Consider the following 13,617-nt stretch of genomic DNA (forward strand, 5'->3'; position numbering starts at 1 on the left):
GGCCCGCCTTTCAGGGGAATCACCGCATGAACTCCGCCCTCCGCCTGCCAGCGCTGCTGTGCATCGCCCTGCCTTTGCTCTCGGCTTGTGACGCCGTGGCCGGCAAGAAGGATTACGCCTATTTCCGCAAGAATATCGAGGAGGCCAAATCGGTCTCCGACCAGTGCCAGTTGAACGGCACGTCCGGCATGAACGAGGCGCAGATCCGGGTCTGCGGTGCTGCCCGCGAAGCCTGGGGCAACCGCAACTTCAATTACTGAGCCGGCGAGTCTGCGGGAAGCGGCCGGCACCCGGCGCCCGTCATGGCGCTGTCACAAATTTGTCAAAACCGGTCGTTAGAATGCGGGGTCGTTCATTGCCCCTGGCCCATTCCCGACCCGCCCGCCCATGCACAATCCGCCGGACACCCCGCAAGCCCTGCACCTGCTCTATGAGCCGGCCGGATTCATCTGCGCTTTCCGCTTCGAAGAGGGCCATGCGCGCCAGATGAACTGGAATGAAGTCATCGACTATCATCCGAGTACGCCGGATTTCACCTGGCTGCACGTCAAGACGGCCGATGTGAAGATCCAGCAATGGCTGGCCCATCACAGCGACATTCCCGAGTACATCACTGAATTTTTGTTGAGCAGCGACACCCATCCGGGCCTGCATGCCACCCCCGAGGGGGTCTATGGCACGCTGACCGATATGAAGATGGAGATCGGCGACACCGGCACCGAGAAGGGCGCGCTGCACTTCTACCTGGATCGCACGCGCCTGTTGACCCTGCGCACCCAGCCGCTGATCTCGACCAACATGCTGCGCCAGAAGGTGCTCGATGGCGGCGACTTCGACAATCCCATGGACCTGTTTGCCGAGCTGCTGCGCTGCCTGGCCGACGGCTTCAATGCGCGTCTGGACAAGCTCAACGACAAGGTCGACGACATCGAATTCTCGGTGCTTTCGGACCGCCGTGCCGAAGACCGTGCCGAGCTCTCCGGCATTCGCCGCCAACTGGCCGAACTGCGCCGCTTCATCGCGCCGGAACGCCGCATCCTGGCGCAGTTCCAGCGCCTGCGCCCGGCCTGGGTACCGCGCGAGGCGCTGGAAGACCTGACCCATGCGCTTGATGAACTCAACGAGCTGCATTCCACCGTGGAAGCCGTCTATGAACGCGCCAAGCTGCTGCAGGAAGAGATCGCCTCACAGATGTCGGAGCAGATGAACCGCAACCTGATGGCGCTCTCCATCCTGACCGCGCTGTTGATGCCGGCCACGCTGGTATCGGGGATTTTCGGGATGAACGTGGCAGGTCTGCCGGGCCTGCATGACGAGACATCGTTCTGGATCGTGATGGGATTGATGGGCGGCCTGGGCGTTGCGACCGTGGCCTTCCTGAAGTGGATGAAGATCTTCTGATGCCCTGACCGTCCGAACCGCAGCCGGGCGGCTGCGGTGGCGGCCCTGCGCGTCGCTGCTCAGTCGCGCGTGGCCATCGCTTCTTCGCTCTCGCGAATGAGCTTGTCGATGTCCAGGTTGTCCACCGGCTCCACCTTCAGCGACAGCGGACGCCACAGCGAATACAGCCACAGGCCGATACAGCACATGGTGCCCAGGAAGAGGGTGATGAAGGCCGACAGGAACAGGCCGATGAAGGGCGAGGCAATCAGGCCGTCATAGCCGATCAGGTGCTTGCCGTCCCAGGTGATGGTCTGTGCGCCGAACAGCGAGAGCACGCCCATCAGCGTCGAAAACGGCACCAGCGAAAACGTGGTCCCCACGGCCAGCAGCTTGTAGATGGATGACATCGACAGGCGCTGGATCTTGATCTGCTCGAACATGCGTTCCCCTTGCTGCGCTTGTGGCCTTGGCCATCAAGCTGCGCCATCCCGTTGGCACGGGCGGCTGGCGCACTGCCGCCCGCGTGGCCATGCGGCCGTATTCCCCTGGCCGGACCCTCCCGGGGCCGACGTTAGCTGTTCGGGCTTACTTGCCCCAGCTGTCCTTGAGTGTCACGGCCCGGTTGAAGATCGGCTGGCCCTCGGTCGAATCGACGCGGTCGGCCACGAAGTAGCCGTGGCGTTCGAACTGGTAGATCTCGCCGGGCTTGGCGGCCTTCAGGGTCGGCTCCAGGTAGGCCGTGATGACTTCCTTGGAGTTCGGATTCAGGGCGGCGAGGAAGTCCTTGCCGCCGGCATCCGGATGCGGGTCCGAGAACAGGCGGTCGTACAGGCGCACTTCGGTGGCCAGGGCGTGTTCGGCGCTGACCCAGTGCAGGTTGCCCTTGACCTTGTAGTTGGAGCTGCCTTCGGTGCCGCTCTTGCTGTCTTCGAAGTAGTTGCAGTGTACGGCGATGACGTTGCCGTGTTCATCCTTGTCGCAGCCGGTGCATTCGACCACGTAGCCGTAGCGCAGGCGCACCTTGTTGCCGGGGAAGAGACGGAAGTAGCCCTTGGTCGGTTCTTCCATGAAGTCTTCGCGCTCGATCCACAGTTCCTTGGTAATCGGGAAGTGGCGGTGCGCGGTGTCGTGCTCCGGATGCGCCGGCGGATAGACCGGGGCGCTGCAATCGATGGACACGCCTTCCGGGAAGTTGTCGATGATCAGCTTCAAGGGGCGCAGCACGGCCACTGCACGCGGGGCCTTGGGATCCAGGTCTTCGCGCAGCGCACCTTCGAGCACGCTGAAGTCGATCCAGCTGTTGTTCTTGGAGGCGCCGGTGCGGTCGCACATCAGGCGGATCGCCTCGGGCGTGTAGCCACGGCGGCGCAGGCCGACGATGGTCGGCATGCGCGGGTCATCCCAGCCGGAGACGATCTTTTCATCCACCAGCTGGCGCAGCTTGCGTTTGCTGGTGATGATGTAGGTCAGGTTCAGGCGGGCGAATTCATATTGATGCGGCAGCGGCTTCTTGAAGAAACCTTCCCCGGCCAGTTGCTCCAGCAGCCAGTCGTAGAACGGGCGCTGGTCTTCGAATTCCAGGGTGCAGATGGAGTGCGAGATGTTTTCCAGCGCATCTTCGATCGGGTGCGCGAAGGTGTACATCGGGTACACGCGCCACTTGTCGCCGGTGTTGTGGTGGGTGGCGTGGCGGATGCGGTAGATGGCCGGATCGCGCAGGTTCATGTTGGGGCTGGCCATGTCGATCTTGGCGCGCAGGATCATGGAGCCATCCGGATGCTTGCCGTCGCGCATTTCCTCGAACAGGCGCAGCGATTCTTCCACCGGGCGGTCGCGCCACGGCGAGTTCTTGCCGGGTTCGGTCAGGGTGCCGCGGTTTTCGCGCATCTGTTCGGCGTTCTGCTCGTCCACATAGGCCAGGTCCTTGCGGATCAGGGCCTGGGCACAGGCGTACATGACGTCGAAATAGTTGCTGGCGTAGTACAGGTGCGACTTGCCTTCATGCTCCCAGGAGAAGCCCAGCCACTTGACCGAGTCCAGGATGGTGTCGACGTATTCCTGTTCTTCCTTCTCGGGATTGGTATCGTCGAAACGCATGTGGCAGCGGCCGGCGTAGTCAGCGGCCAGGCCGAAGTTCAGGCAGATCGACTTGGCGTGGCCGATGTGCAGGTAGCCGTTCGGCTCGGGCGGAAAACGGGTGACCACCTGGGGCAGGGCCTCGCCATCCTGGCTGCTGCGCTCGGCATAAGTACCCGAGACCAGGTCGGATTCGATGATGCCGCGCAGGAAATTGGTGGAGGGGGCAGGGGTGTGACCGTTTTTCAGTTCGTTGCTCATGGGATGAATCGGGAGGAATGCCTGTTTATTCAGATGGCAAGCATTTTACCGCAGCTGCCCGCTTCCACGGGCGTTGCGGCCGTTCCTGCGGGAATTTTTGCCCGCTGACAACGCGGCTGGAGCCGATATGAAGTTTTTTTACCGGTTCTTGTTACAGAAGATACGTCCATGCATTACCTGTCAGGCATTGCGGCTGGCACTCTGCGAGCGTGGCCTGGCATCCCGCCGGGCGCAGTGAACAAAAACGCCAAGACACAAGGAGTGCATCATGAGCCGTTGGATCAAGCTGATCGTTGCTGCCGCCGTGGCCGCTGCCACGCTGTCGGCCTGCGTGGTGGTGCCGGTGGGCCCGCCGCAGCCGCATTACTACCGTCCTTATTACGGTCCCGGTTATTACTATGGCCGTTGATGGCCGGGCAGCGCCCCGCTACATCTGCCTGAACAGATGGGCGAACAGGCGGCTCACCGCCAGTTTCTCCGGGCGGTCGCGCAGGGTCACGAAGAGCTTGCCGCTCTCCTCCCGCATGGCCGCCTGGATCTGCCGCACCTGGACTACGGTGCCGCGATGGATCTGCCAGAACTGGCGGCCATCGAGCTGGGGGATCAATTCCCGCAGGCTGGTACGGATCAGCGCGCTGCCTTCGGCGCTGACCACATTCACATACTTGTCGGTGGCCTCGAAATAGATCACCTCGTCCACCGGGATCATCTTCACCTTGTTGCCGACCGCCGCGCGGATGTAGTCCAGCCGGGGTGGCGCGTCATCCACGGTGGGCGCCGACAGCGCACGCAGTTGCGCCAATGCGCGTTCCAGGTGGCTGTCCTGGCCGCTGCCGGCGCGCTGGGCCAGCAGTCCTTGCAGGCGCGCCACCGTCACGGCCAGCCGGTCCTGGCTGACGGGTTTGAGCAGGTAATCGATGGCTGCCCGCTCGAAGGCTTGCAGGGCGTAATCGTCGTAGGCCGTGACGAAGACGATGAGCGGGAAGGGGCGCCCCGCCGGCCATTCCTCGGCCAAGTCGCCGGCCACCTCCAGCCCGCTGCGGCCGGGCATCTTGATATCCAGGAACAGCACATCCGGCAGCAGGGCCAGCGCCTGCGCCAGCGCTTCATCGCCATTGGCCGCCAGATGCGGCGCGGGCAATTCCGGCCAGCAGCGCGCCAGGGCCTGGCGCAGCGCGTTGGCCAGCAGCGGTTCGTCTTCGGCAATCAGGGCAGTGGGCGCGGCCATGGTGGACTCCGGAGAAGGCGGCAGGGGCTCAGTGATGATCCATCAGGCGGCTGGTTTTGCTGGTGCGGTGCGCCGCCTTCAAGGCCTTGAGCGGGATGGTGATCTGCGCCATCGCGCCGGCCGGTACGTTGTGGGTGATGATGAGTTCGGCCAGCGGCCCGTAGAGCGTCACCAGGCGCTCGCGGATGTTGTCCAGCCCGAAGTGCATGCCGATCACCGGTTCCTTCTGCGCGGGCGGCTGGTTCAGGCTCACGCTGGTGGGCAGGCCCACGCCGGTATCGAGCACGCTCAAGACCAGCATGTCATTGTGGATGGCGGCCCGCACGGTGCAGTTGCCGCCGGCCACCTTGGGCTCCAGGCCGTGCTTGATGGCGTTCTCCACCAGCGGCTGCAGCAGCATCGGGGCCAGGCGCAGCTTGCCCAGGTGTTCCGGCAGCTGCAAGGTGTACGACAGGCGCAGCCCCATGCGCAGCGACATCAATCCCAGGTAGGCCTTGATGAGGTCGAATTCCTTTTGCAGCGAGGTGCTGTCAGCCCGCGAGGCCGACAAGGTCGTGCGCAGGTATTGCACCAGCTGGTTGAGCATCAGCTCGGCCTGCAGCGGGTCGGTGCTGATCAGCGACTGCAGTGTGGCCAGCGTGTTGAAGAGCATGTGCGGTTCGATCTGGGCCTGCAGCATCTGCAGCTGCGCCTGCACGGCCTGCTTTTCGACCTGGCTGGCGTGGGCTTGCAGGGCGGCCATCTTCTGGCGGTTCCAGAAGAAGACGGTCGCGCCGAAGCACACCAGGAGGGTCAGCACGATCACCGCAATGATGTTGTCGCTCTGTTCCGGGACCAGGTTGAGGATGGGCTGGTCCATCAGCAGGCTGGCCAGGATGCGTCCCAGCAGCACGGCCAGCGGGGCCATCACGGCGATGATCACCAGGAAACCCAGCTTGTTGGGCTCGCCATCGCCCCAGATCGCCAGCCGCGTGCCGTTGATCAACAGCATGGCAAGGAGGCCGATGCACATCGAGACCTGCAGGTTTTCGTAGAAGGTGCCACCGATGCGCATCAGGTACGTCACGGCCAGCGCGCACAGCAGGTTGATGGCCAGCGTGGGCAGCAAGGCCAGCGCCAGCTGGCGCAGCAGGACGATCAGGCGGGGCGGAAGGGCGGTATCGTGTTGGGTCATGCGTTTCCAGGGATGAAGCAAGCAAGCGGCCCGGCGTACCGGGCCCTCTTTGGTGGCTAGCGGCGGCGCAGTTCACGGGCGATCAGCGCCTGCTTCCAGCCGGCGGGAAAACGCCTGAATACGCTCAAGGCGTGGAATAGTACCCCGATTCCCCAGCCAAGGAGAGGCCCCAGGCTCCACCAGTGGCGGTGCGGGCCCATCAGGTTCAACAGGATCAGGCCGGCGTTGACCGCCAGGTAAATGCCGACATGATGGAAAAAGCCGACCTGGCGCGCGACCCGCCGCTCGGCGCGGGCAAGCTCCTCGGGCGAGGCGGCGCTGATATGAAGATTCTGGTCAGAAAGGGAGGAGTGGGCAGTGTCGCGCATGATGGCCTCGCAGTGGTCGGTTGAATGATGGCGCAAGCATGCGCCGTCATGCCGCCGCCGGCGAGCCGCTTGCGACCGGCGGTGGTTTGGCGGGTGCCAACGGCTTGTGGCGCGGCGTGATCTGCACTACCTTATGCGCCGACCGCCTTGACCCTTCTGCAAGGCCTACCCTCGGAGAGAACATCATGTGGCCCTATCCCCGCATCCTCGCCCATCGCGGCGGCGGCACCCTGGCACCGGAAAACACCCTGGCCGGCTTTCGTTGCGGCCTGGAACACGGCTATCGCGCCGCCGAATTCGACGTCATGCTCACTCGCGACGAGGTCCCCATCCTGATGCACGATCCGCAGCGCGGCCGCACCCTGCCAGGGACCGGCAAGATCGCCGAGACCGACTGGGCCGATCTGCGCGACCTGGAGGCCGGTGCCTGGCTGGATGCGCGCTTCGCCGGGGAACGCCTCTGCACGCTGGAACAGGGGCTGGATTTCTGCCTGGCCGAAGGGATCTGGATGAACGTCGAGATCAAGCCCGCCGCCGCCGAGTTCGCCCGCCGCACCGGGGAGCTGACCGCCCAGGCCGTGGCGCGCCGCTTCACCGGCAAGAGCGGGGCAGCGCTGCCGGTGCTGTCCTCGTTCTCCTACGAAGCATTGCTGGCGGCCAAGAACGCGGCGCCCGCCCTGCCGCGCGGCTACCTGGTGGATGTGATTCCCGAAGACTGGCAGGTGCGCCTGGAACAGTTGCAGGCCGTCGCGCTGCACACCAACCACAAGCACCTCACCCCGGCCCTGGCGGCTGCCGTGAAAGGCGCCGGCTATGGCCTCTTCTGCTACACCGTCAACGACATGGCGCGCGCAGAGGAAATCCGCCAGTGGGGCGTGGACGCCTTCTGTACCGATCGCATCGATCTCATCGCGGCCGACGCCTGGTAAGACATCCTCCCCCACGCTGCCCGCATTGTTCACGTCGCGCAGCGTGGAAATGAACGGCAAATTACGCTCTTACCGGCGGACTGAATCCTCACACGATAGCTATGATTTGCATGCGGACAACAATAACTGGAGGGCAGTCGACAGTTGTTGTCAACGCGTCGCGAAAATCTTGCGTTAAGGAAGCACAAGGCCGGCGCCCGTGAGCACGCCGGTGGACTTGTGGAAGCACACAACACTGAGAGATAGAGGAAAACGATGAAGATCAACAAACTGCTGGCTGCCGTACTCGTCGCCGCCTTCGCCATGCCGGTCCTGGCCCAGCCCGCACCGGCTCCGGCTGGCGCACCCGCCGCTGAAGCCCCGGCTGCCAAGCCCGCTCACAAGAAGCACAAGAAGCATGCGAAGAAGGCCAAGAAGCACAAGCACAAGAAGGCCAAGAAGAACAATCCGGTGCCGGCCAACAAGGGCGCCTGATTCCCCGGTCTTCTGGCGGCGGCCCGCACAGCGCGGCCCGCACTTGGTTTTACCGGAAGGTTCGGCTGGCACAGTTAAGGTCCGGCGGCGCAGGATAGCGCGCCATGCCGGGTCAGCCGAACCTGTAACCCGCGCGGGATTTTCCCGGCGGGTTTTTTTTCGCCTGCAGCGCACTGCCGCCGCACGGGCAGGCAGGGCCGCAGGCCATTGGAGCGCGGTGGGCAAGCCTGCGTATCCGGGCCGGGATCACGTATAATCATTGGTTCGCAATCGTTTTTTGCACCGACTCCCATCCGGGCCGGATCTGCGCGCAAGCGGCGGCATCAGGCCCATTTATCCGTCTTCGAACATGAACTCAGCCGAAATTCGCGACAAGTTTCTGAAATTCTTTGAATCCAAAGAACACACCATCGTCCGTTCCTCCAGCCTGGTGCCGGGCAATGACCCGACCCTGCTGTTCACCAATTCCGGCATGGTTCAGTTCAAGGACGTGTTCCTGGGTACCGACAAGCGCAACTACGTGCGCGCGGCCTCCGTGCAGCGCTGCCTGCGCGCCGGTGGCAAGCACAACGACCTGGAAAACGTCGGTTACACCGCGCGCCACCACACCTTCTTCGAAATGCTGGGCAACTGGTCCTTCGGCGACTACTTCAAGCGCGAATCGCTGAAGTGGGCCTGGGAACTGCTGACCCAGGTCTATGGCCTGCCAGCCGACAAGCTCTGGGCCACCGTCTACCAGACCGACGATGAAGCCTACGACATCTGGACCAAGGAAATCGGCCTGCCGCCCGAGCGCGTGGTGCGCATCGGCGACAACAAGGGCGCGCCCTACGCCTCCGACAACTTCTGGCAGATGGCCGAGACCGGCCCTTGCGGTCCCTGTTCCGAAATCTTCTACGACCACGGCCCGGACGTCTGGGGCGGCCCCCCGGGCAGCCCCGACGCCGACGGCGACCGCTACATCGAGATCTGGAACAACGTGTTCATGCAGTTCGACCGCCAGCTCGACCCGGCCACCGGTGAATACACCCTGACCCCGCTGCCGGCGCCTTGCGTGGATACCGGCATGGGCCTGGAGCGCCTGGCCGCGATCCTGCAGCACGTCCACAGCAACTACGAGATCGACCTGTTCCAGGCGCTGATCAAGGCCGCTGCCCGCGAAACCGGCATCAGCGACCTGTCCAACGCCTCGCTGCGCGTGATCGCCGACCATATCCGTGCGACCTCCTTCCTGATCGTCGACGGCGTCATCCCCGGCAATGAAGGCCGTGGCTACGTCCTGCGCCGCATCATCCGCCGCGCGCTGCGTCACGGCCACAAGCTGGGCCAGACCAAGCCGTTCTTCCACAAGCTGGTCAAGGACCTGGTGGTGCAGATGGGCGCGGCCTATCCGGAACTGCCGGAAGCCGCCGAGCGCGTCGAGATGGTCCTGAAGCAGGAAGAAGAACGTTTCGGCGAAACGCTGGAACACGGCATGAAGATCCTGGAAGCCGCGCTGGCCGCCAACAGCAGCAAGCTCGATGGTGAAACCGCCTTCACCCTGTACGACACCTACGGTTTCCCGCTGGACCTGACCGCCGACATCTGCCGCGAACGCAATGTCGAGCTGGATGAAGCCGGCTTCACCGCCGCCATGGAACGCCAGAAGAGCGCCGCCCGCGCCGCCGGCAAGTTCAAGATGGCCGCTGCCATCGAATACACCGGTGACAAGACCCGCTTCGTCGGCTACGAATCCCTGGCGCAGTCGGCCAAGGTGGTGGCCCTGTACGTGGCCGGCAGCCCGGTGCAGAAGATCGAGGCCGGCCAGGATGCCATCGTGGTGCTGGACACCACCCCGTTCTACGCCGAATCCGGCGGCCAGTCGGGTGACGCCGGCGCCCTGGAAGCAGCCAATGGCCTGTTTGCCGTGGCCGACACGCAAAAGATCCAGGCCGAGGTGTTCGGTCATCACGGTCAACTGATCAAGGGCAGCCTGGCCATCGGCGACGCCGTCGAGGCCAAGGTCGATGCCGACCAGCGCGCCCGCACCATGCGCAACCACTCGGCCACGCACCTGATGCACAAGGCCCTGCGCGAAGTGCTGGGTTCGCACGTGTCGCAGAAGGGTTCGCTGGTCGATGCCGACAAGACCCGTTTCGACTTCAGCCACAACGCCCCGATGACTGCCGACGAAATCCGCCGCGTGGAAGACATCGTCAACCGTGAAGTGCTGGCCAACGTCGCCACCGGCGCCCAGCTGATGGGTTACGACGATGCGATCGCCGCGGGCGCCATGGCGCTGTTCGGCGAAAAGTACGGCGACCAGGTGCGCGTGCTGTCCATCGGCACCTCCACCGAACTGTGCGGCGGGACCCACGTGACCCGTACCGGTGACATCGGCCTGTTCAAGATCGTCTCCGAAGGCGGTGTCGCGGCCGGCATCCGCCGTGTCGAAGCCGTCACCGGCGAAGGCGCACTGGCGCTGGTGCAGTCGCTGTCGACCCGCGTGGCCGAAGCCGCTGCGGCCCTGAAGACCCAGCCGGAAGAACTGCTGCCGCGCATCGGCCAGGTGCAGGACCAGGTCAAGGCGCTGGAAAAGGAACTGGCTTCGCTGAAGTCCAAGCTGGCTTCCAGCCAGGGCGACGAACTGGTCAACCAGGCGGTCGACATCAACGGCATCAAGGTCCTGGCGGCCACGCTGGAAGGCGCCGACGTCGCCACCCTGCGCGAGACCATGGACAAGTTGAAGGACAAGCTCAAGACCGCCGCCATCGTGCTGGGCAGCGTCAAGGATGGCAAGGTCAGCCTGATCGCGGGCGTCACTGCCGATGCTACCTCCAAGGTCAAGGCCGGTGAGCTGGTCAACTTCGTTGCCCAGCAGGTGGGCGGCAAGGGTGGCGGCCGCCCGGACATGGCACAGGCCGGCGGCACCGAACCGGCAGCCCTGCCGGGCGCGCTGCAAGGCGTGGCGGGCTGGGTCCAGGCCAAGCTGTAATCCCCACAGGCCCTGGCCCGGAGCGCACATGAGCGAATTCAAGTTTTGCCCGGTCTGCGCAGCATCCCTGGTGCTGCGCGCCGATGAAGGCGAGGCCAGCAAGGTGCGGCTGGCCTGTCCCGATGGTCACTGGACGCATTGGGACAACCCCCTGCCGGTGCTGGCTGCGCTGGTGGAGATCGACGGCAAGATGCTCACCGCGCGCAACGCCGCCTGGGCCGAAGGGCGCTTCGCGCTCATCACCGGTTTCATGGAACGCGACGAGACCCCTGAACAAGGGATCGCCCGCGAACTGAAGGAAGAGACCGACCTGGACGCCCAGGAGATCGAATTGATCGGCGTCTATGAATTCATGCGCAAGAACGAGCTGATCATCGCCTATTACGTCAAGGCGAGCGGCACCATCAAGCTCTCCCCGGAACTGGTGGAATACCGCCTGAGCGCACCGGCCGACTTGCGTCCGTGGCCGGCCGGGACCGGCCATGCGGTAGCTGACTGGATGCGCCAGCGTGGACTGGCCGTGCAGTACGTCGAATTCGCCGGTTCCACCACGCCCATCGAGGCGCCCCAGGTCCTCAAGTAAGACGTGTGCAGGCAAGACGCTGCGTTCCATCTTGGACCATGATTTTCTTGCTTTTGCACAAGCCTAGTGCGGCGAAAACAACAGAACTTGTGCAACGCATCAAGTCGGCGCATTTTGCAGTAAAATCGTTTTCGTCGTGATCCATTTTGAGTCGAAGTAATGGCCATACAATTTCACCGGGAACTTGATGCGCGCGGGCTGAACTGTCCGCTGCCCATCCTCAAGACCAAGAAAGCCCTGGCCGATATGGCCAGCGGGCAGGTGCTCAGGGTGACCGCCACCGATACCGGTTCGGTGCGCGATTTCCAGGCCTTTGCCAAGCAGACCGGCAATGATCTGCTGGAGCAATCGCAGAATGATGAACACGAGTTCATCTTCTTCATGAAGCGCAAATAAGCAGCACCCCTGTCCATCCCGGAAAGATCAGGCTGGCAGCATTGAAAAAACCAAAAACCCGCAGCTCGGATGAACTGCGGGTTTTTTGTCGTCTGGCGCGGCGCTATGTGAAGATCGCTTCAGAACTCCGGATGGAAGCTCTCTGCCCGGGCGATCGGCCAGAACTTTTCATAGACCCGATAGCGATAATTGCCTTCCAGCAAATCGTTGGGTTGCAGGTATTTCAGCACGTTGGACATCAGCTGGATCTCGTGATCATTGATGCGGCGCACGATGTGATGCGGGCGCAGCGCCGAGGTATGCGGCAAGCCGGCCGCCTGCACCAGCTCCTGCAAGGCGTGCAGGGTGCTCTGGTGGAAGCGGTAGACGCGTTCGGCCTTGTCCGGCACCACCAGGGCACGGGCGCGCTGGGCGTTCTGGGTGGCCACCCCGGTGGGGCAGCGGTCGGTGTGGCAGCTTTGCGACTGGATGCAGCCCAGCGCGAACATGAAGCCGCGCGCCGAATTGCACCAGTCCGCCCCCAGCGCCAGCGTGCGCGCCACATCGAAGGCGGTGACGATCTTGCCGCTGGCGCCGATCTTGACCTTGTCGCGCAGGCCAATACCGGTCAGCGTGTTGTGGACCATCACCAGCCCCTCCTGCAGGGGCATGCCCACATGGTCGACGAATTCCAGCGGGGCTGCGCCGGTGCCGCCTTCGGAGCCATCCACGGTAATGAAGTCGGGCACGATACCGGTCTTGAGCATGGCCTTGGCGATGCCGAAGAATTCCCAGGGGTGTCCGACGCAGAGCTTGATGCCAACCGGCTTGCCGCCGGAGAGGCCGCGCAGTTTCTCGATGAATTCCAGCAGCCCGACCGGCGTCGAGAAGGACGAGTGCACCGCTGGCGAGATGCAATCCACCCCCATCGGGATGCCGCGCGTGGCGGCGATTTCCGGCGTGATCTTGGCCGCCGGCAGCACGCCGCCGTGGCCGGGCTTGGCGCCTTGCGAAAGCTTCACCTCGATCATCTTGATCTGCGGCGACTGCGCCTGGGCCGTGAATTTTTCTTCATTGAAGCTGCCATCTGCATTGCGGCAGCCGAAGTAGCCCGAGGCGATCTGCCACACCAGGTCGCCACCGAATTCGCGATGGTATTCCGAGACCGAACCCTCGCCGGTATCGTGGGCGAAGTTGCCTTTCTTTGCCCCCTGGTTGAGCGCGCGGATGGCGTTGGCCGAGAGCGAGCCGAAGCTCATCGCCGAGACGTTGAAGACCGACATCGAATACGGCTGCGCCCGGTCGGCGCCGACGATGACGCGGAAATCGTGGCTGGCGATCTTGGTCGGGGAAAGCGAGTGGCCTATCCATTCATGGCCGGCCTGCTGCATATCCAGCTCGGTACCGAAGGGGCGGCTGTCGACCTCGGCCTTGGCGCGCTGGTAGACGATGCTGCGCTTCTTGCGGGAGAAGGGGCGGCCATCCATCTCATCTTCAAAGAAATACTGGCGCAGTTCCGGACGGATGGATTCGAAGATGAAGCGGAAGTGGCCGATCAGGGGATAGTTGCGCAGGACCGCGTGGCGCCGCTGCACCATGTCATGGATACCGATCACGGTCAGCACCAGGGGGATGAGCGCCCAGCCCCAGCTCAGGCCATGGGTGGCCGCCAGCACCAGCAAGCCGACGGTCAGCGCCGTCACCGCCCAGAACACGAAATACCGATTTGCCCACATAGAAGAGTCCGCTAGTTGTCAGGATGGAACCGGCACCGGCCGGTGGGCCAGTGGGC

14 protein-coding genes are annotated in these 13,617 nt (G+C 63.8%); 8 read left to right on the forward strand and 6 right to left on the reverse strand.

Annotated elements, in window-relative coordinates; genetic code table 11:
* Positions 1-26: 26 nt before the first annotated feature.
* Positions 27-260, forward strand: a complete 234-nt coding sequence (locus FYB76_RS05805; protein ID WP_088756391.1) for a hypothetical protein — start codon at positions 27-29, stop codon at positions 258-260.
* A gap of 127 nt (positions 261-387) precedes the next feature.
* Positions 388-1,401 carry a transporter gene (locus tag FYB76_RS05810; protein WP_154132963.1) on the forward strand — a complete coding sequence of 338 codons (1,014 nt, stop codon included), beginning with the start codon at positions 388-390 and terminating at the stop codon, positions 1,399-1,401.
* A gap of 59 nt (positions 1,402-1,460) precedes the next feature.
* On the opposite strand, the gene FYB76_RS05815 is transcribed toward FYB76_RS05810, so the two are convergent.
* Complete coding sequence (locus tag FYB76_RS05815) at positions 1,461-1,823, reverse strand: hypothetical protein (protein ID WP_034334469.1); 363 nt, start codon at positions 1,821-1,823, stop codon at positions 1,461-1,463.
* Positions 1,824-1,968: 145 nt separating this feature from the next.
* The gene (locus tag FYB76_RS05820; RefSeq protein ID WP_088756302.1) at positions 1,969-3,720 is read right to left on the reverse strand and encodes a glutamine--tRNA ligase/YqeY domain fusion protein; all 1,752 of its coding nucleotides are present in this window, start codon (positions 3,718-3,720) and stop codon (positions 1,969-1,971) included.
* A gap of 268 nt (positions 3,721-3,988) precedes the next feature.
* On the opposite strand from FYB76_RS05820, the gene FYB76_RS26560 reads away from it, so the two are divergent.
* Positions 3,989-4,129, forward strand: coding sequence for a hypothetical protein (locus FYB76_RS26560; RefSeq protein WP_008331432.1), 141 nt, complete (start codon positions 3,989-3,991; stop codon positions 4,127-4,129).
* A gap of 18 nt (positions 4,130-4,147) precedes the next feature.
* Here the strand turns inward: FYB76_RS26560 and FYB76_RS05825 are convergent, their stop codons facing one another.
* From FYB76_RS05825 to FYB76_RS05835, 3 genes are read right to left on the reverse strand one after another with little or no spacing between them, the layout of a single operon-like run.
* Positions 4,148-4,948, reverse strand: coding sequence for a LytTR family DNA-binding domain-containing protein (locus FYB76_RS05825; RefSeq protein ID WP_154132964.1), 801 nt, complete (start codon positions 4,946-4,948; stop codon positions 4,148-4,150).
* A 28-nt stretch (positions 4,949-4,976) separates the two neighbouring features.
* Complete coding sequence (locus tag FYB76_RS05830) at positions 4,977-6,122, reverse strand: sensor histidine kinase (protein ID WP_154132965.1); 1,146 nt, start codon at positions 6,120-6,122, stop codon at positions 4,977-4,979.
* A gap of 56 nt (positions 6,123-6,178) precedes the next feature.
* Positions 6,179-6,490 carry a 2TM domain-containing protein gene (locus FYB76_RS05835; protein ID WP_154132966.1) on the reverse strand — a complete coding sequence of 104 codons (312 nt, stop codon included), beginning with the start codon at positions 6,488-6,490 and terminating at the stop codon, positions 6,179-6,181.
* A gap of 185 nt (positions 6,491-6,675) precedes the next feature.
* Between FYB76_RS05835 and ugpQ the strand changes: the two genes are divergently transcribed.
* The 5 genes from ugpQ (at position 6,676) to FYB76_RS05860 (ending at position 11,846) form a co-directional block, all read left to right on the forward strand.
* Positions 6,676-7,419, forward strand: coding sequence for a glycerophosphodiester phosphodiesterase (ugpQ, locus tag FYB76_RS05840; protein WP_154132967.1), 744 nt, complete (start codon positions 6,676-6,678; stop codon positions 7,417-7,419).
* 255 nt (positions 7,420-7,674) lie between these two features.
* The gene (locus FYB76_RS05845) at positions 7,675-7,893 is read left to right on the forward strand and encodes a hypothetical protein (protein ID WP_039784299.1); all 219 of its coding nucleotides are present in this window, start codon (positions 7,675-7,677) and stop codon (positions 7,891-7,893) included.
* Between the two features lie 349 nt (positions 7,894-8,242).
* Entirely contained in the window at positions 8,243-10,867 is a 2,625-nt protein-coding gene (alaS, locus tag FYB76_RS05850) for an alanine--tRNA ligase (protein ID WP_088756297.1), read from the forward strand.
* Positions 10,868-10,895: 28 nt separating this feature from the next.
* Complete coding sequence (locus FYB76_RS05855; protein WP_154132968.1) at positions 10,896-11,450, forward strand: NUDIX domain-containing protein; 555 nt, start codon at positions 10,896-10,898, stop codon at positions 11,448-11,450.
* Between the two features lie 159 nt (positions 11,451-11,609).
* Positions 11,610-11,846 carry a sulfurtransferase TusA family protein gene (locus FYB76_RS05860; RefSeq protein ID WP_013235553.1) on the forward strand — a complete coding sequence of 79 codons (237 nt, stop codon included), beginning with the start codon at positions 11,610-11,612 and terminating at the stop codon, positions 11,844-11,846.
* 119 nt (positions 11,847-11,965) lie between these two features.
* Here FYB76_RS05860 and FYB76_RS05865 read toward each other — a convergent pair whose 3' ends face one another.
* Positions 11,966-13,561, reverse strand: coding sequence for an FMN-binding glutamate synthase family protein (locus FYB76_RS05865; RefSeq protein ID WP_154132969.1), 1,596 nt, complete (start codon positions 13,559-13,561; stop codon positions 11,966-11,968).
* Positions 13,562-13,617 lie beyond the last annotated feature (56 nt).

The organism is Herbaspirillum sp. CAH-3, from assembly GCF_009668275.1.
Classification (GTDB): Bacteria; Pseudomonadota; Gammaproteobacteria; order Burkholderiales; family Burkholderiaceae_D; genus Herbaspirillum; species Herbaspirillum aquaticum.

Coding starts and splice junctions, on each gene's coding strand:
- FYB76_RS05805 (WP_088756391.1), top strand. CDS start 27: ATGAACTCCGCCCTCCGCCTGCCAGCGCTGCTGTGCATCGCCCTGCCT.
- FYB76_RS05810 (WP_154132963.1), top strand. CDS start 388: ATGCACAATCCGCCGGACACCCCGCAAGCCCTGCACCTGCTCTATGAG.
- FYB76_RS05815 (WP_034334469.1), bottom strand. CDS start 1,823: ATGTTCGAGCAGATCAAGATCCAGCGCCTGTCGATGTCATCCATCTAC.
- FYB76_RS05820 (WP_088756302.1), bottom strand. CDS start 3,720: ATGAGCAACGAACTGAAAAACGGTCACACCCCTGCCCCCTCCACCAAT.
- FYB76_RS26560 (WP_008331432.1), top strand. CDS start 3,989: ATGAGCCGTTGGATCAAGCTGATCGTTGCTGCCGCCGTGGCCGCTGCC.
- FYB76_RS05825 (WP_154132964.1), bottom strand. CDS start 4,948: ATGGCCGCGCCCACTGCCCTGATTGCCGAAGACGAACCGCTGCTGGCC.
- FYB76_RS05830 (WP_154132965.1), bottom strand. CDS start 6,122: ATGACCCAACACGATACCGCCCTTCCGCCCCGCCTGATCGTCCTGCTG.
- FYB76_RS05835 (WP_154132966.1), bottom strand. CDS start 6,490: ATGCGCGACACTGCCCACTCCTCCCTTTCTGACCAGAATCTTCATATC.
- ugpQ (WP_154132967.1), top strand. CDS start 6,676: ATGTGGCCCTATCCCCGCATCCTCGCCCATCGCGGCGGCGGCACCCTG.
- FYB76_RS05845 (WP_039784299.1), top strand. CDS start 7,675: ATGAAGATCAACAAACTGCTGGCTGCCGTACTCGTCGCCGCCTTCGCC.
- alaS (WP_088756297.1), top strand. CDS start 8,243: ATGAACTCAGCCGAAATTCGCGACAAGTTTCTGAAATTCTTTGAATCC.
- FYB76_RS05855 (WP_154132968.1), top strand. CDS start 10,896: ATGAGCGAATTCAAGTTTTGCCCGGTCTGCGCAGCATCCCTGGTGCTG.
- FYB76_RS05860 (WP_013235553.1), top strand. CDS start 11,610: ATGGCCATACAATTTCACCGGGAACTTGATGCGCGCGGGCTGAACTGT.
- FYB76_RS05865 (WP_154132969.1), bottom strand. CDS start 13,561: ATGTGGGCAAATCGGTATTTCGTGTTCTGGGCGGTGACGGCGCTGACC.